The sequence below is a fragment of the Colwellia psychrerythraea genome (assembly GCF_000764225.1).
GTDB lineage: Bacteria > Pseudomonadota > Gammaproteobacteria > Enterobacterales > Alteromonadaceae > Colwellia > Colwellia psychrerythraea_D.
In genome coordinates this window covers 132,901-149,356 of record NZ_JQED01000003.1, presented here as the reverse complement: position 1 = coordinate 149,356, position 16,456 = coordinate 132,901, and the positions used below count along the sequence as shown (strand labels likewise).

The window sequence follows — 16,456 nt, the reverse complement described above, 5'->3', positions numbered from 1 at the left end:
GTTATTTAGCAACAGGTAACCCTGCGCTAGTCCAGCTATTCATACCACCTTTAAGCACACTAGCTCGAGTGAAGCCACCTTTATATAGGTCATTAGCAATTTGCACAGCACTCATACCTGCAGCACATACTACTATGATGGGCTTGTCTTTATATTTTTCAAGACTAGTAAAGTCCTTTTTGTTAATTTTTTCACTAGGTAAGCTGATTGCATCAAGGATATGCCCCGCTTTAAACTCCTTTTCTTTGCGGATATCCAGTGCTATACCTTCTTCCTTATTCATCAAAAAAGTTAGATCTTGAGTACTAATTTGTTTAATTGGTGACATTTGCATTTTAATTGTCGTAACGATGATCATGACCACTAAAGCAACCCAAATCGCGCTCAGCATGCCATTATTGCTTGCAAAAGTAATTAATTGTTCCATAAATAAAGCTCGTTTTTATCAAATTTCGAATCGGCACATTATACGCAAATCACTTAGAATTGCGAGCATATACCGCAAGGCCAAACTTAGTAACTCTGTGCGGAACATTTCTATGTTAAATCCTTAGTGAATAAGACATTCTGAGGGTGTACAATACTTGCTCACAAATACTTACGATATTAAATTTAACGGGGAAAATAATGGCGAATAAGAAATCAACGGTACTGATGATTCTAGATGGTTGGGGATACAGAGAGGAAACAAGCTCAAACGCTATTCATCAAGCAAATACGCCAGTGTTAGATGATTTAAAAGCCAACTACCCCAATATGCTGATCGATACTTCAGGCATGGCCGTAGGACTACCTGATGGACAAATGGGAAATTCGGAAGTGGGCCATGTAAATTTAGGCGCCGGTCGTGTGGTATATCAAGATTTCACCCGTATTACCAAAGCAATCAGCGACGGTGAATTCATTGAAAATCAAATACTATGCGAAGCTGTTGATAGTGCTGCATCAGACAATAATGCAGTCCATATTTTTGGTTTACTTTCCCCCGGAGGCGTCCATAGCCACGAAGATCATATCTTCGCCATGATGGAGCTAGCCAAAAAACGTGGTGCTCAAAAGGTTTATTTACATGCTTTTCTAGATGGACGAGATACTCCACCACGTAGTGCACAAGCGTCGTTAGAAAAAGCGCAACAAAAATTTTCCGAACTATTTAATGAGCCTAATGCTGGTGAAGGCCAAATTGCTTCTATCATTGGTCGATATTATGCGATGGACAGAGATCAGCGCTGGGAACGGGTTGAGGCAGCCTACAACTTGATGGTCAATGGCGAGAGTTTACATCAATATAACAATGCGCTGGATGCACTTACTGCAGCATATGAACGTGATGAAAATGATGAGTTTGTAGGCGCTAGTGCAATTACAAACGCGGCAGGTAACACCATCGAGGTAAATGATGGCGATGCGTTAATTTTTATGAACTTCAGAGCAGATAGAGCGCGCCAATTTAGTCGTTGTTTTACCGAGAAAAACTTCAATGGATTTGAGAGAAAACGCATTCCAGCAATAAGCAATTTTGTTATGCTAACCCAGTATTCTGCTGATATTGATGCCCCTTCAGCATTTGCTCCTGCAGCACTCAATAACGTAATGGGCGAATGGTTAGCGAAACATGATAAAACTCAACTGCGTATTTCTGAGACAGAAAAATATGCCCACGTTACTTTTTTCTTTAGTGGGGGCAAAGAAGACTTGTTCGCTGGTGAAGAACGTATATTAGTACCTTCACCCGATGTTGCAACATACGATTTACAGCCTGAAATGAATTCAACGCTTCTAACAGATAAACTCGTCGCAGCTATTGAAAGTGGCAAATATGACTTTATTGTGTGTAATTATCCAAATGGTGACATGGTTGGGCACACAGGTAGTTTTGATGCTGCCGTAACAGCCTGTGAAGCGGTTGATACCTGTGTAGGGCGTGTTGTTAAAGCCGCACAAGAGCATGGTGGTGAATGTTTAATTACTGCTGATCATGGCAATGCTGAACAAATGCAAGATGCGGTATCAGGCCAAGCACATACGGCTCATACCTGCGAACCAGTACCACTTATCTATGTTGGCCGAAATGCCTCACCAGCTACCTCTGGTACCTTAAGTGATATTTCACCAAGTATATTGCACTTAATGGGAATGGAGCAACCTCAAGAGATGACGGGTTCAGTACTTATGCAGCTAATCAAGTGATGATAAATTAAGGTTTAGAAAATTTATAAACTATCACTATGCCACGTTAAGCGGTGTACTTCTTAACGTGGTATTGGTTGAAAAGCGTTCGTTTAGGCGAACGTATCCATGTACTTTTTACCAACACTCTTTATGTAACGTCTTTTTTCAAACTGATAACACAGATAATTTTCAAGCCAGAATTTTAGGGGAAATGAGCCGAGTATTATCATCATTACAGACTTTTTTAAGGGAATTGCCATTGATAAAAAATACACCTTAATTAAAATTATCTCAGACGTCCAAGTACAGCACCTTGATGTCGCTTAGGTATAAGTGATACATTGGCTTTGATTTATTTCCATCATCAATTATGAGACTCGTTTATCCACACGTATTTAGCAAATAAGCGCCTTCCTCAAATCGCGACAGCAATCATAGTAATACTAAGTTTTTTACTTGCTTTACCCTTGCAAGCGGAACAAAGTAGCCGCAATGAAAGTGCGCAAAAAAAGAACCGTGCAAAACTTAGTGATGTGCAAAATGCTATTGCCAAACAAGAGTCCAATATTTTTGATACGAATAAACAACGAAGTAGTTTAGAGCAACAATTAAAAAATGATGACTTAGCCATTGCAACAGTAGCCAAGGCACTCAATAAAATTGAAACTGATTTAGTATCAACTCAAGAGAAAGTGTCTGCTTTAGCAATAAAGAAAAAACAGCTGACAGTTGCTAAAAAAAGACAAGAGCGATTATTATCGCAACAATTAAGAGCGGCCTACACAACAGGTCAACATGATTATCTCAAATTATTGTTAAACCAAGAACAAAGTGAAAAAATTCAACGTACCATTAGTTATTATCAATACTTAAATCAAGCAAGAACCAAAGAGATTGATAGCTTTCAAGCGACTATTGCCCAGTTGCTGGAAGTAAGTACAGAGCATCAAACACAAATTGATCATTTGCAAACACTTAAAGATGAGCAATTGCAGCAAGATGTTAAATTTCGTCAAAGTAAAGCACTACGAAGTCAAACCTTAAAAAAATTAGGCCGCAAGCTACTTTCTAGTCAACAGCAATTAGATAAACTAAAAGCAGAAGAAAACAATTTAAACCAAGCTTTAACTAAGTTAGCAGCACTAATCCAAGCAGAAATAGATTTATCAGGCCTAAGTAAGTTAAAACGTAAATTATCTTGGCCTGTTAAAGGGCGTATTTTGCACCGTTTTGGTACCCGAAAACAAGGTTACTTAAAATGGAAAGGCGTTTTAATTAGTGCGCCAATAAGCAGACAAGTACAAACGATTCATAATGGTAAGGTATTATTTTCAGATTGGCTTAAAGGTTACGGCTTATTAACGGTAATTGATCACGGTAATGGCTACATGAGCTTATATGCCCATAATCAGACGTTATTAAAATCAGTAGGTGATCGTGTTGAAACCGGCGAGCCCATTGCGCTGATTGGTCAAAGTGGCGGTTTAGAGCAATCAGGCCTTTATTTTGAAATACGTCATCAAGGTAAGGCACTCAACCCTAAACTGTGGTGTCGATAATGACGACAGTCATTTTAAATGAAATTGGTCACTATAAATGATGATAAAGCAGATTAACTTGGGTTATTTATTTACATCTTTGCACTAACACTTTATATTTTTTAACTAAATGACTGCTACGCTTTCTTATTATAATAATTAAAAAGATACCTATTATCCTGTGCTTATAACTCTCCTTAACATAATATCTAAACGCTCATTTTTATTAACATGCACTCTATTTAGTGTTCATTGCATTGCTCAAACTGCCCAAGTTGCAATCGTTATAGATGATATGGGCTACCGTTATACCGATAAAGATGCGTTAACGTTACCGGGAGCCATAACTTATGCTTTCCTGCCGCATACTACTTACGGTAAAAAACTTGCACTGCAAGCAAACAGTGCTAATCATGATGTACTTATTCATGTACCTATGGAGTCTGAAAATCAAAAAAAATTAGGTCCTGGAGCACTAACAAGTCATATGGACAAGCAAGCATTTAGCCAAAGCTTAACAAGGTCTTTTGATGAAATTCCGTTTGCTATTGGTATTAATAATCATATGGGTAGTTATCTTACACAGTTATATCAACCTATGGCTTGGACCATGACTTTTTTAAAACAAAATAATTTGTTTTTTTTAGACAGTAAAACTAGCCCGCATTCAAAAGCGCAACAAGCAGCTATTGACTATGGTGTGCCCGTGAAGGCAAGGCATATCTTTTTAGATAATCAATTGACCGATCAGTATATTAGTCAACAATTTAAGCAACTCATTAACTTCGCGCTAAAACACCAAACCGCTATTGCTATTGCCCATCCGCACCCTGAGACAGTAGCAACACTAAATAAACTCATACCAACATTAAAATCACATGGAATTGAGTTGGTGCCTCTATCACATTTATATCAAACATCAGCTAATATGATCATTAATTCTACGGTGACAGAGTAAGTTCTTGGATTTAAGAAGCTTTAGCATATCAATTATATTTTGATATTATTTTCTCGTAAAACTTGATACAAATATTTAACAGGTATCGCATAAGTAATGCCGCTAGGATTACTAATAACCGCCTCTTTAGTTGCCTGTACAAAAACTTTATTGATTATGCCGACTACCTGACCCGTTTTCATATCATACATCGCACTACCGCTATTTCCAGGGTAAGCCGTCGCATCAAGCTGGTAAACTAAATAAGGATTTCTCATACGTTTAAGCATTTTTAAATTTATTTGCCCGGCAGAAGCCGCAGGAATAACGGTAGGAGTAATACTTGCGATCATACCTCTATGAGTGACTGGATATAGCCCCAGTACACCACCTATAGGAAAACCAGTAAAAGCAATATAACTGCCATCTGCATACAAGTCTTCACTGGCTAAAGTCATTGCAGGCAAGGCAGGTCCTGAAACTTTTAAAACGGCTAAATCATATAAATTTGATGTTGCAACAATTTCTGCCTCTCTTACCTTAGCATTTTTACCCGAGCCAACAAAAACTGCCATTTTTTGCAATAAACTTTCATCTAATAAGGTTGGCAATACATGGTCATTGGTCACAATATAACGGCCATCACCGATAACAAAACCAGTGCCACGTAAAATATTTTGTGGTCGACTCGTCGGAGTATGAATTCCGATACCAACAACCGATGGTTTAACTTTAGCAACAACATCAACAAAGTCTGCTTGCGCATATGGCGTAAATAATGAAGTGAGAATGAGCAGTAAGGTGATATGTATAGACATAATTTTTCCTAAGTATAGTTAGCTATAGTTGTTATCGGGCACAAACATTATCTTGCTACAAAATGCTTTATGATTATAGTTGGCATACCGTATTTTTCACGAAAATATCATCAGGTATAAATGGTATAACACTATCGTATAAAATATAGGTGAATAGCGAGTGCTTGATTTTCAAGTGACCGACGAAAGAAGTCTGATCTGTTTAACATTTTGGAGCAAATTTAAAAAGAAGCTATTTAAATCAAGATTAACATGGAAACTAATGATATAGCTCATTAAATTATAAGCATTTATTCCATCTGTTACTTGCCTATGTAATGCTTTCACAGTCATAATAGCGTTGCGAAGAAATGCTACATATTAATTTCAGGACGATAAATGACTTCCTTGGTTCACGAGCTTATAAGCCAAAGTGTACAACGCTCTCCCGAAGCAATTGCACTGCAAGTTAAAAATACCTGCCTAAGCTATGCCCAGCTTTATAAGAAGGTAACTGAAGTGGCGCAAGGTTTTGCTTCACTTGATATTACCCAGGGTGATCGCATTGGTATTTACTTAGCAAAAAATCAAGAAAATGTTCAAAGTATGTTTGCTTGTTCTTTACTAGGCGCTGTTTTTGTTCCGATTAACCCTGTATTAAAAGCTCAACAAGTTTACTATATCGCAAATGACTGTCAGATAAAGTTACTAATCACCAATCGCTCTAGGCTCACAGCACTCGCTGCTCAAATTGATAGCTTGACAGAATTAACGACAATCATTGTAATTGATGCCAATGAACATGAACTAGAAAAAATGACATTTGCTAAGTCTTTTAATCTCATTAGCTGGCAGTCTATTCTATCTCCAATAACAGCTCAAATTAACTTACAGTGCTCATTATCCTCAGACGATCTTGCTGCCATTTTGTATACCTCAGGCAGTACAGGTCAACCCAAAGGTATTATGCTCAGCCATACTAATATTGTACTTGGCGCAAAATCTGTTAGTCAATACCTAGAGATGACAGCTAACGACAATATCCTTGCTCTATTGCCGCTAAGTTTTGATTATGGCCTAAACCAACTCACCAGTTGTTTCTTAGTGGGAGGAAAATGTGTCTTACTCGACTACTTATTAGCCAGTGATGTGGTAAAAGCTATTGCTAACTATAACATTACAGGCTTAGCAGCGGTGCCTGCTCTTTGGATACAATTACTCAAAGTAAGTTGGCCAATAAATACCGCACAAACCGTGCGTTACTTCACCAACTCGGGTGGTGCATTACCTTTAAAAACACTCTCAACATTGCAAGATAAAATGCCAAAAGCTAAACCTTATCTTATGTATGGATTAACGGAAGCTTTTCGTTCTACTTTTTTATCTCCAGCCGAAATAGACAATAAGCCAGACTCAATAGGCAAAGCAATACCCTACGCCGAAGTCCTAGTGTTGCGTGAAAATGGTAGTACTTGTGATGACGATGAAGTTGGTGAATTAGTTCATGTTGGGCCTCTAGTAGCGTTAGGTTATTGGCAAAATGAGACCGCGACAGCAGAAAGATTCAAAGAAACTCCCAAGCAAGCCATTAATATTAACAATGATTATTTAGCTGTATTTTCAGGGGATTATGTTAGGCGAGACAGTAACGGTTTTCTCTATTTTGTTTCGAGAAAAGATACCATGATCAAGACATCTGGTTATCGAGTGAGTCCAACCGAGTTAGAGTCTATACTGTTACAACTGCCTGAAGTAACTGAAGCCGCAATAATTGCCAGCCCCTCTACGGATCTTGGTCAAGCCATTATTGCCATAATAGTCACCACAAATGAAAATCATCAGTCAGCAAGAAAAAGCATAATGAAACATTGTTTATTAAATTTGCCTAATTACATGGTACCGAAAGAAGTTGTTTTTTTATCCGAGCTTCCCCGCAATGCCAATGGTAAAGTTGATATTACATTACTAACAGCAACGCATAACAAAAATTACATTTCAGTTAATTGAGCATAATGGACAACAATATGAATCTATCAACGACAATTTTAACGACATCACTCAAAGATTATTGTTCTTCGAATGGTGAAATTGTCGTGGGCAATCATCCTTTAACTCATATCGAAAAACTCGTTTCAGGAACGCCATTTTATGCCTACGATCGACAACTTATTATAAATAGAGTTAAGCAGCTAACAGATGCCTTACCAGCAAAAATCTCATTACATTATGCGATTAAAGCAAACCCTTTGCCTAGCTTAGTACAGCTAATGGCAACACAAGTATCAGGATTTGATGTTGCTTCAAAAAAAGAAATGTTATTAGCAATGCAAACAGGCATGCCAACAGACAAGATTAGCTTTGCAGGCCCAGGAAAAACGGTTGAAGACATTGAAACAGCCATTATCGCAGGTGTAACTTTACATGTTGAATCTGCAGGTGAAATAGCCAAAGTAGAACTAGCCGCCAAGCAACTATCAGTTAAAGCAAATATTGCCATCAGAATAAACCCTAAATTTGAACTTAAATCTTCAGGTATGAAAATGTCTGGCGGCGCAAAACCTTTTGGTATCGATGAAGAGCAAGTCCCTGATATTCTCCAAAAACTAAATTTAGAGCAAATTAATTTACGTGGCTTTCATATTTATTCAGGCTCACAAAACCTTAATGCCGATGCTATTATTTCAGCACAGCAGCAAACCTTTATGTTAGCTGAAGAATTAGTTGCATTATCACGAAAAATCACCAAAAGAAAAATTGACTACCTTAATATTGGTGGTGGTTTTGGTATTCCGTACTTTGCTAAGGAAATGTCATTAGATGTCAAAGCAATAGCTAATAGCTTGCAGATACTTTTGAAAAAGCATAAAGCATTAGTTGATGATTTAGAAGTAATCATAGAATTGGGCCGATATCTGGTCGCTGAAGCCGGCATTTATGTCAGTAAAGTCATTGATAAAAAGATTTCTCGTGGTACTAACTATTTAGTTTGTGATGGCGGATTACATCACCATCTTGCTAACTCCGGTAATTTTGGGCAAGTAATCCGAAAAAACTACCCAGTAGCAATAGGAAATAAACTCAATGGAGAGGTCCAAGAACTGGTGAACATCGTTGGCCCCTTATGTACTCCGCTAGATATATTAGCTGATAAAGTATTGCTACCTAAAGCAACTATTGGAGATTATGTGGTCATTTTTCAATCGGGTGCCTATGGCTCATCAGCCAGCCCCAAAGACTTTCTTAGTCAGCCTCAGGTCAGTGAGCTTTTACTTTAAATTTTATCTTTGCATAATTACAGTTACGTTGCCTAAACGACTAAACTGAAATTAGCTTAGTTATTTACAATTTCACATGGAATAAATAATGAACTGGAATAAACGATTATTAGACACACCTGTTATTGGTGATATCACCCAAAAAATTGCCTCAGCTAAGGCAAATAGAGAAGCCCATAGCATTTCAGATCATTTCACACAATTTTTACAACCATGTGTTGCCATCAATCAAATTTTAAAAGAAGAAGCATTTAAAATTCGACATAATGTTTACTGTGAGGAACTCGCCTTTGAAGATGTTAGAGACAATGGCCAAGAAGTAGATGAATTTGATCAGCAATCAATTTTTTCTCTAATCAAACATAAACCGTCAGGCACCTTCACTAGCTGTGTTCGACTAGTAACATCAAGTGGTCCGGATGAATTACTTCCAATTGAGAAGTATTGTATGTCATCAATCACTAACAAAGACCTTAGCCCTGAACTGTTTGATCGTGATGAAATAGCTGAAATATCACGCTTAGCTGTCAAGTCTGACTTTCGCCGACGTAAGGCAGATAAATATAAAGGCTCTAGCACAGGAGTAATCAGTGAAGTTAGTTATTCTGAAACCGAATTGCGTTGCTTTCCTTTTATCGCCGTCGGCTTATATATGACGGCAGCTACTATGTGTATAAATACTGGTATTCGTCACGTATATGTCATGATGGAACCAAGACTTGCCCGCAGCATGAAATTTATTGGCATAAATTTTCAGCAACTTGGAGATCCTATTGATTATCATGGCATTAGGGCTCCTTATTATATTAGCCCTGAAATTTTTATGAAAAACCTCTCACCTGGTTATAAAAGCCTTTTTAGCACCATTGAGAAAGATATTGGCTCACAACTAAGCCAATTTAAGTTAGTCTAATAATCACACCGGATAGCCGCTAAGTACCCTTTATGTCACACAAACTAACCTCACTTATAGAAAACGTATTAGCCACACATTCAAGTTTATCATTTGATCCACAGCAACTATCTCAGTTTATGCTTGGCACAGAAGGTTTCACGTGTTTTGAGAGTAAGCAAAGGCAAGTATTTGCGATTATCACACTAACCCACTCACATGAAATCAAAGCCCTACTCGATTTGGCCAATCACTGTGCGACAGATGAAGAGCTGGCTTTTTCACTTTACCCTATTAGCACTGGTAACAATTGGGGTTATGGAACCAGCCAACCTTCAGGCACAGCAAAGAACATTATTCTTTTGGATTTAGGTCAGTTAACCGAAATAAAAGACTTTGACAATGAACTAGGTTTAGTCACTATTGAACCAGGGGTAACCCAACAGCAATTGTGCGATTATTTGCAGTTACATAATCACGACTATATGGTGCCTGTTACAGGAGCAGGACCAGACTGCTCTATTTTAGCCAATGCAATAGAGCGTGGTTACGGAATAACTCCCTATACAGACCATTTCTCTGCGGTAAACAGTATTCAAGGGTATTGGGCCAATGGTACCCCTTATCAGTCAGCGGTTAATGAATTAGATGGCAGTGATGACAAGGTTGTCGATAAAACATTTAAATGGGGACTTGGTCCCTATTTGGAAGGATTATTCACTCAGTCTAATTTTGGCATAGTGAGCCAAATGACCATTCGATTAGCCAAGAAAAAAGCCGATTTCACTTCTTTTTTTATCCAAATGCAAGATGATGCTTTACTTGAACAAGCAGTGCCATTAATACGTCAAGTGTTACAAGACTATGAAGGTATTGTTGGCTCAATTAACTTGATGGATCAACGCCGTTTACTATCAATGTTTGCCAAAAACCCCAAGGGTAATAATAGCCATCAAGTGATGGAAGATCAGGATATTGAGAAGTTAACTAAAGAATTACAAGCACCGAATTGGACCATTGTAGGAAGTATTTACGGCAGTGTCGGTGTTGTCAAAGCTGTTAAAAAAGAAATTAATCGTATTTTTAAGCAGCTACCTTGTAAGCGTATATATTCAAATAGCCTGATAATCGTTGTAGCAAATAAAGTTATTAAATACATCCCCTCATTAATTATTAATAACGTGCCGCCTCTATCCGTAGCCGTAGAGCAACTTGACTCGTTTAATAAGGGCAAAGAAATAATGCTAGGCACACCAAATAAAGTTGCCTTAAAACTCGCTTACTGGCGTCACCCCCGAGCAGAAGAGTTTAATAAAAACGAATTATCACCAGGAAAAGACGGTTGTGGTTTACTTTGGTATGCGCCATTAGTAACGATGAAAGCTAAGAAAATGCGAGAATTTGTCAACTTTGTTAGAGAAACGTGTCCAAAATATAATATCGAACCTTTTATTACTTTTACTAATCTAAAACACGACTGCGTCGATAGTACCATTCCTATTGTTTTCGACTTAAGTAACCCTCAGGCTGTCGCCGATGCGCATAATTGCTTAAAAGCTCTGGTAACAGAAGGGCTAAAGAAAGGGTTTGTTCCCTACCGTCTTAATATAGATCAACAACAGTGGTTACTAAATAAAGACACTGACTTTTGGCAAACAGTTAATCAAATAAAAACTAGCTTAGATCCACACAATATCCTCAGCCAAGGAAGATACAATCCCCACTAATTAACTTAGGTATTGTTTGCATATATATTAACTAAAAAAGCCCAATAAGCTCGAGCCTATTGGGCTTTTGAATGAAACATTTCACTAAGTGGCAGCTTGGTGCTAATAAAGCATTGAAGCACTAGGGTTTAAAATTGACAGCAACCCTAAACGTTCTAAATCACAATAATCAACAGCATTTTCAAGCATTGCTTTATCAATACAAATAGGCTCTAATTGCTCTTTAGTCAACAAGTCACTGTAATCAAGGTTTTGTTCTTTAAACACTTGCTGCTTACTCATTACCCTTTTAGCAATATATAAGAGCTGTGTTTCTACAGTGTACTGACTTAGATCGTCAATATCCTGATCACGAATAGGCGCAAAAATACTATAAGGTAGCTGCCATTGTTTTAATAATTCAGCAGAACATTCTCCAAAAGTAAAGCCTAAGATATCTTGTTGCTTCACCCAAGGTAATAAGTTGATATCCAAACTTTCGCAAGCACGTTGTTTTTCTGTAGCAATTTGATGAATAACTAATTCACCTAAATTATGTAACAAGCCTAAGATGAACAAGCGTTCAGCATTAACAATGCCTAAACTCGTGCCTAAGAACTTCATCAACAACGCACAATCAACACTCTTTACCCAAAACTCATCAAGATAATCTTGGTTTGCATCAATATTTTTAAAAGCTTCTGTCGTAAAATAGGCAATAACAAGATTATAGACTTCGGTAATACCCAACACTAAGACAGCCTTAGATATAGTATCTATTTTACCTGGATAACTAAAAAATGGGCTATTCGCCAATTTTAATACCGTGCCTGAAAGGGCTGGATCAAGCAGAATTACCTCTGAAATATCGTCGATGGTCGATGATTCATCATCAATCAATTCTCTAATTCTAACAAAAGAGTCTGATAAAACAAAAATTTCACTGGCTTGCTCTACATAATCATCCGCGGTCATCTTGTTACCTTTAATACTCAGTCTAAAAATTCAATATATTAAGTTGTCGAACATAAATGTTCGATCATTCACTAGCTATAGAAAGCGCCATTTTCAAGTTCAACTTACTAATAGTCAATACTTATTTGATATGAGGTAAATTTTCTCATATTGATTACCCCTTTATCAAAAATCAAATACTGGCCTTTAATACCTAATAACACTCCAGTAACGGTTTCTGTTTTATCAAAATTAAAAGAACTAATTTTGGTTAAGTACTCACTTACGGGGTAATGAATATCTTGCACACTTTCATTGAGCTCTTGTATTGCATCACTGCCAAATTTGAGCCTGAGTTGTGATAGGCGCATACTAATTTCAGGGATTAACTCCTCTGCTCTCGCTTTAAGATCTATAGGCTCTGGCTCACCTTTTAACATAGCCCGCCAGTTTGTTTTATCACTAATAAACTCTGCCAATGCTGTTTCGACCAGCCCCGACTGTAAGCGAGTACTCACTTTAAATATTGGTAACGCTTGACAAGCACCTTGATCAATCCAGCGAGTAGGCAACTGTGTATGTCGTGTTATGCCAACTTTCAATCCAGAACTATTGGCTAAATAAACATAATGATCAACCATACAATTATTTTCACCCCACTCAGGCTCACGACAAGTACCTAAATGAAAATGACAAGTTTCAGGTTTCATAATACATAAGTCACATTGAGCAAGTTTAGCCATACATGGGTAACAATAACCCTGGGAGTAACTTTTTTTGGTGTGCTTTCCACAGTGTTTACAAGCTATAGTGCCAGAAAAGTGCAAGCTTATTTTTTTTCCTATTAAGGGGTTTAGCTCGATACTCTGCTTTGTACCATCACCATTGAGGCTAGCTAAAGGTAATTGATATTGAACTAAGTTATTACTATCAAGTTGTGCGGTAAGTTTTTCTACTGAACCGACATCACTAATTGGCATAGTTGCTCTCTATTTTTTATTAGGGTTTAATCTTTTTTGTTTTTAATGGGACTTTTCTAACAGATATTTTTCACTAGAACTGTACTTTTTTTCGTGTTTTTTTGATGTCCTTACGATTGGCCTTACCGGTTAATCGTCTTTGCACTGAGCCTTTCGTTGGCTTGGTCGCTCGTCGTATTTTTTGTACAACCATTACCGATTTAATGAACTCTTTCAATCGTTTTAGCGCATCGTCTTTATTCATTTCTTGTGTTCTAAAATTTTGCGCTTTAATAATCACCACCCCCTCTTTAGTCACTCGACTATCTTTAGAGGCTAGTAACCTTTCTTTATAAGCCGCCGGCAAAGAAGATCGTTTAATATCGAATCTTAAATGAATAGCTGTTGCCACCTTATTTACACGCTGGCCGCCATTACCCATTGCTCGTATAGCGCTAAGCTCTATTTCCCAATCAGCTAAATGGACATTGTTTGATATCTCAAGCACTTTTATTTACCATTTAGATACCTTTCACATTGATACTAGTAATTATCACGTTTTATGACAGAGAAAAACAAGGTGAACACCTGGTGGGTTTACTTTTTGCGTTGTAGCGATAATAGCTTATACGCAGGTGTTACCACAGATATCCTTCGTCGCATTGATGAACATAATAACAGTAAACTTGGTGCAAAATATACCCGAGCAAGACGTCCCGTGCGCTTGGCTTATCTAGAGGAGAGCGATAATAAAAGTACTGCATGTCAAAGAGAGTACCAAATTCGTCACCTAACCAAAGCAAAAAAAGAACAGTTAGTAAGTAAATATAGCCAAACCAAGCAGGTCTGATCAGCTAGGTTTATGCACTTTTTTTCGATTTCACACTAAAGTACTGTTAGAATGCTGCGGTCGAATGTCGTTTACTCACCAACTGAAGTTGCAAAGATGTCTATTAAAGAAATGTTTATTGAGAATTATTGTCCCATTAGTGCTGATAGAATCAGCTTTACACGCCAGCAAGGCAGCGATTTTGCGAAACAAGTAGCGGATGACTTTAACCCTCTACATAATATTGATGCTAAACGTTTTTGTGTGCCAGGGGATTTACTATTTTCAATAATAATCGCCAAGTCAGGTCTACACAAAAAAATGACCTTCGATTTTTCAGGCATGGTTAGTGATGATGTCCATCTTACCTTCCCTCAAAACATTGATAATAGTTTTAACATCAAAGATGATAAAGATAAAACGTGCTTAAGTGTTCATGTTAGTGGCGATAAAACACATGAGCCAGCTCTGATTAATGCGCTGACCAAAGCCTATGTAGATTTTTCTGGTCATACTTTTCCAGATATTTTAGTGAAACTAATGGCTGATAATAGCGTGATGATTAACCCTGCTCGTCCAATGGTAATGTATCAATCAATGTCTATTGATTTACATACCTTAGAAGCTGACACCGTTACCTTACAATTAGCGAAAACGAGTTTATTAATTGAAGGAAAACGCGGTGATGCGTGGCTTGAATTTGATTTGTTATCAAATGATAAAGTTATCGGCCATGGTAAGAAACATATGCTATTGAGTGGCTTGCGTAGCTATGAGCAAGAAACGATTGACACTATGGTAAATCAATACCGTGATAGTAAAAAGAATTATCAAGCATAAGGTAATTTACTGAGTATACTTCTGCTCAAATGTCTCTTGCTGTTGTAATTTGTCCTCGCTACAAAAAGCAAAAACGTTAATATTTTTAGGTCGCTGGCACTTAAGAGGTTGCTGATAAAACTGCAACCAAGCCAGCCTTTTATTTCCCTGATACTTTGATTTAATCACTATTGCACTATCTTGGTTAAATATTGCCACCTTCTTCATTGGCTTGAGTGTTATCTTATTTAACTTGGCATAATGGGCAGTACTTTTCTTTTGCTTTTTACTTTTCTTTTTTTTTGTTCCATATTTCGACTTAAAGGCAGACAAAGAGCTATTTTCACACTGCCACCACTTTTCTCTCGCTTTATCTTCCTTTACGCGCAAAGCTTGTCCTCTTTTTAAAGAGTAGCTTTTACGTTGCATCATTTGAGCGTTATGCAGTTTTTCTAATAGAGGTTTACACCTTTTTTTAGCAAATGTATTTGCACTAAAAATCAATAATAAAATCACCACACCGGTATATAGAATCGTAGGAAAGGTAAGGTTTCTCATGATAGCAATCCTTGCTAATGTAAATAACTTCGCCAAATAAAACTTGGCAAATAACTTTAGTATCTAAAGTCTCCATTTTTTAAATATAGGCTAGACTTTACCTTTTACCAAGTATCATTAAAGGGAGTTTAGTGATGAATAAATATGTTCTACAGACTTTGTTGACCTGCATTTTATCAATTCACTGGTCTATAGCTGCACAACAAACGCCTTACAAATTAAAGCCTAATATTCAACATGGCGTGAGCTACCAAAAGGTCGATGACATTAGTCAGTATTATGTTTCTGAAAAACTTGACGGCATGCGCGGCTATTGGGATGGAAAACAATTACTCTCCCGCCAAGGGAATATAATTCACAGCCCTAGTTGGTTTACACAACACTGGCCAAAACTTCCTATGGACGGAGAATTATGGCTTGGCAGGTATAAATTTCAGCTGCTACTTTCTTGTGTAAAAAAGCAAGTACCGGTTGAGAATAAAACCACCAGTTGCTGGAGAGATGTCCGCTTTATGATGTTTGATCTTCCTGAACATTCAGGGGATTTCAATGAGCGTGTAAAGAAGATGCGACTGTTAGTAATGCAAAACCCATCGGTTTACTTAGCCATGATCAATCAGGTGAAACTTAAAAACTTAAGTGATCTAGAGCAAAAGCTTGATGAAGTCATCGCGGTTCAAGGTGAGGGCCTAATGTTACATCTCGCCAGTGCTCACTATCAAAAAGGTCGAAATCCTGCATTAATGAAACTGAAGAAATTTCAAGATGCTGAAGCAACGGTAATTGGTTACAGCGAAGGAAAAGGAAAGTACCAAAATCAACTTGGTGCAATTCAAGTAAAAACAAGCAATGGAATAATTTTCAAGATAGGATCAGGTTTTAGTGATGCTCAGCGAGCCAATCCGCCCCAAATTGGCTCTATCATAACGTTTAAATATAATGGACTAACACAAGCGGGTATACCAAGGTTTGCCCGTTTTTGGCGAATCAAAACAACTGAATAATTAACAGCCCCATTTA

General features: G+C 37.5%; 16 protein-coding genes. 10 read left to right on the top strand and 6 right to left on the bottom strand.

Features of this window, described 5'->3' with window-relative positions:
* Nucleotide 1: 1 nt before the first annotated feature.
* Nucleotides 2–427, bottom strand: coding sequence for a rhodanese-like domain-containing protein (locus tag ND2E_RS20515; RefSeq protein WP_033091933.1), 426 nt, complete (start codon nt 425–427; stop codon nt 2–4).
* A gap of 200 nt (nt 428–627) precedes the next feature.
* Here ND2E_RS20515 and gpmI point away from each other — a divergent pair, with 200 nt between their 5' ends.
* From gpmI to ND2E_RS20530, 3 genes are all read left to right on the top strand, one after another.
* Nucleotides 628–2,190 carry a 2,3-bisphosphoglycerate-independent phosphoglycerate mutase gene (gene gpmI / locus ND2E_RS20520; protein WP_190277788.1) on the top strand — a complete coding sequence of 521 codons (1,563 nt, stop codon included), beginning with the start codon at nt 628–630 and terminating at the stop codon, nt 2,188–2,190.
* Between the two features lie 449 nt (nt 2,191–2,639).
* Nucleotides 2,640–3,731: a murein hydrolase activator EnvC family protein gene (locus tag ND2E_RS20525; protein WP_223303497.1), complete on the top strand. Its 1,092-nt coding sequence runs from the start codon at nt 2,640–2,642 to the stop codon at nt 3,729–3,731.
* Between the two features lie 160 nt (nt 3,732–3,891).
* Nucleotides 3,892–4,668 carry a divergent polysaccharide deacetylase family protein gene (locus tag ND2E_RS20530; RefSeq protein WP_033091931.1) on the top strand — a complete coding sequence of 259 codons (777 nt, stop codon included), beginning with the start codon at nt 3,892–3,894 and terminating at the stop codon, nt 4,666–4,668.
* Nucleotides 4,669–4,700: 32 nt separating this feature from the next.
* Here the strand turns inward: ND2E_RS20530 and ND2E_RS20535 are convergent, their stop codons facing one another.
* Nucleotides 4,701–5,465: a S1 family peptidase gene (locus ND2E_RS20535; RefSeq protein ID WP_033091930.1), complete on the bottom strand. Its 765-nt coding sequence runs from the start codon at nt 5,463–5,465 to the stop codon at nt 4,701–4,703.
* A 378-nt stretch (nt 5,466–5,843) separates the two neighbouring features.
* Here ND2E_RS20535 and ND2E_RS20540 point away from each other — a divergent pair, with 378 nt between their 5' ends.
* The 4 genes from ND2E_RS20540 to ND2E_RS20555 all read left to right on the top strand — a co-directional run bounded on the left by ND2E_RS20540 (nt 5,844) and on the right by ND2E_RS20555 (nt 11,338).
* Nucleotides 5,844–7,451 (top strand): acyl-CoA ligase (AMP-forming), exosortase A system-associated, encoded by a 1,608-nt coding sequence (locus ND2E_RS20540; protein WP_033091929.1) that lies wholly within the window; start codon nt 5,844–5,846, stop codon nt 7,449–7,451.
* 17 nt (nt 7,452–7,468) lie between these two features.
* Nucleotides 7,469–8,719, top strand: coding sequence for a pyridoxal-dependent decarboxylase, exosortase A system-associated (locus ND2E_RS20545; protein WP_033091928.1), 1,251 nt, complete (start codon nt 7,469–7,471; stop codon nt 8,717–8,719).
* An 88-nt stretch (nt 8,720–8,807) separates the two neighbouring features.
* Nucleotides 8,808–9,632, top strand: coding sequence for a PEP-CTERM/exosortase system-associated acyltransferase (locus tag ND2E_RS20550; RefSeq protein ID WP_033091927.1), 825 nt, complete (start codon nt 8,808–8,810; stop codon nt 9,630–9,632).
* Between the two features lie 32 nt (nt 9,633–9,664).
* The gene (locus tag ND2E_RS20555) at nt 9,665–11,338 is read left to right on the top strand and encodes an FAD-binding protein (RefSeq protein ID WP_033091926.1); all 1,674 of its coding nucleotides are present in this window, start codon (nt 9,665–9,667) and stop codon (nt 11,336–11,338) included.
* A gap of 102 nt (nt 11,339–11,440) precedes the next feature.
* On the opposite strand, the gene ND2E_RS20560 is transcribed toward ND2E_RS20555, so the two are convergent.
* The 3 genes from ND2E_RS20560 to arfB form a co-directional block, all read right to left on the bottom strand.
* Nucleotides 11,441–12,292 carry an HDOD domain-containing protein gene (locus ND2E_RS20560; RefSeq protein ID WP_033091925.1) on the bottom strand — a complete coding sequence of 284 codons (852 nt, stop codon included), beginning with the start codon at nt 12,290–12,292 and terminating at the stop codon, nt 11,441–11,443.
* Between the two features lie 107 nt (nt 12,293–12,399).
* Complete coding sequence (locus tag ND2E_RS20565; protein WP_033091924.1) at nt 12,400–13,251, bottom strand: DUF2797 domain-containing protein; 852 nt, start codon at nt 13,249–13,251, stop codon at nt 12,400–12,402.
* Between the two features lie 73 nt (nt 13,252–13,324).
* Nucleotides 13,325–13,738 (bottom strand): alternative ribosome rescue aminoacyl-tRNA hydrolase ArfB, encoded by a 414-nt coding sequence (gene arfB / locus ND2E_RS20570; RefSeq protein ID WP_033091923.1) that lies wholly within the window; start codon nt 13,736–13,738, stop codon nt 13,325–13,327.
* A 54-nt stretch (nt 13,739–13,792) separates the two neighbouring features.
* Between arfB and ND2E_RS20575 the strand changes: the two genes are divergently transcribed.
* Nucleotides 13,793–14,080 carry a GIY-YIG nuclease family protein gene (locus ND2E_RS20575; RefSeq protein WP_033091922.1) on the top strand — a complete coding sequence of 96 codons (288 nt, stop codon included), beginning with the start codon at nt 13,793–13,795 and terminating at the stop codon, nt 14,078–14,080.
* Between the two features lie 96 nt (nt 14,081–14,176).
* Nucleotides 14,177–14,899, top strand: a complete 723-nt coding sequence (locus tag ND2E_RS20580) for a DUF3581 family protein (RefSeq protein ID WP_223303496.1) — start codon at nt 14,177–14,179, stop codon at nt 14,897–14,899.
* 6 nt (nt 14,900–14,905) lie between these two features.
* On the opposite strand, the gene ND2E_RS20585 is transcribed toward ND2E_RS20580, so the two are convergent.
* Complete coding sequence (locus ND2E_RS20585; RefSeq protein WP_033091921.1) at nt 14,906–15,436, bottom strand: hypothetical protein; 531 nt, start codon at nt 15,434–15,436, stop codon at nt 14,906–14,908.
* A gap of 134 nt (nt 15,437–15,570) precedes the next feature.
* On the opposite strand from ND2E_RS20585, the gene ND2E_RS20590 reads away from it, so the two are divergent.
* The gene (locus tag ND2E_RS20590; RefSeq protein WP_081961938.1) at nt 15,571–16,440 is read left to right on the top strand and encodes a DNA ligase; all 870 of its coding nucleotides are present in this window, start codon (nt 15,571–15,573) and stop codon (nt 16,438–16,440) included.
* The last annotated feature ends 16 nt before the right edge of the window (nt 16,441–16,456 follow it).

Bases quoted from the DNA above. Each gene is read 5' to 3' on its own strand.
- ND2E_RS20560 (WP_033091925.1), bottom strand. From the start codon at position 12,292: ATGACCGCGGATGATTATGTAGAGCAAGCCAGTGAAATTTTTGTTTTA.
- ND2E_RS20540 (WP_033091929.1), top strand. From the start codon at position 5,844: ATGACTTCCTTGGTTCACGAGCTTATAAGCCAAAGTGTACAACGCTCT.
- ND2E_RS20585 (WP_033091921.1), bottom strand. From the start codon at position 15,436: ATGAGAAACCTTACCTTTCCTACGATTCTATATACCGGTGTGGTGATT.
- ND2E_RS20575 (WP_033091922.1), top strand. From the start codon at position 13,793: ATGACAGAGAAAAACAAGGTGAACACCTGGTGGGTTTACTTTTTGCGT.
- ND2E_RS20545 (WP_033091928.1), top strand. From the start codon at position 7,469: ATGAATCTATCAACGACAATTTTAACGACATCACTCAAAGATTATTGT.
- ND2E_RS20535 (WP_033091930.1), bottom strand. From the start codon at position 5,465: ATGTCTATACATATCACCTTACTGCTCATTCTCACTTCATTATTTACG.
- ND2E_RS20565 (WP_033091924.1), bottom strand. From the start codon at position 13,251: ATGCCAATTAGTGATGTCGGTTCAGTAGAAAAACTTACCGCACAACTT.
- gpmI (WP_190277788.1), top strand. From the start codon at position 628: ATGGCGAATAAGAAATCAACGGTACTGATGATTCTAGATGGTTGGGGA.
- ND2E_RS20555 (WP_033091926.1), top strand. From the start codon at position 9,665: ATGTCACACAAACTAACCTCACTTATAGAAAACGTATTAGCCACACAT.
- ND2E_RS20550 (WP_033091927.1), top strand. From the start codon at position 8,808: ATGAACTGGAATAAACGATTATTAGACACACCTGTTATTGGTGATATC.
- ND2E_RS20515 (WP_033091933.1), bottom strand. From the start codon at position 427: ATGGAACAATTAATTACTTTTGCAAGCAATAATGGCATGCTGAGCGCG.
- ND2E_RS20580 (WP_223303496.1), top strand. From the start codon at position 14,177: ATGTCTATTAAAGAAATGTTTATTGAGAATTATTGTCCCATTAGTGCT.
- ND2E_RS20590 (WP_081961938.1), top strand. From the start codon at position 15,571: ATGAATAAATATGTTCTACAGACTTTGTTGACCTGCATTTTATCAATT.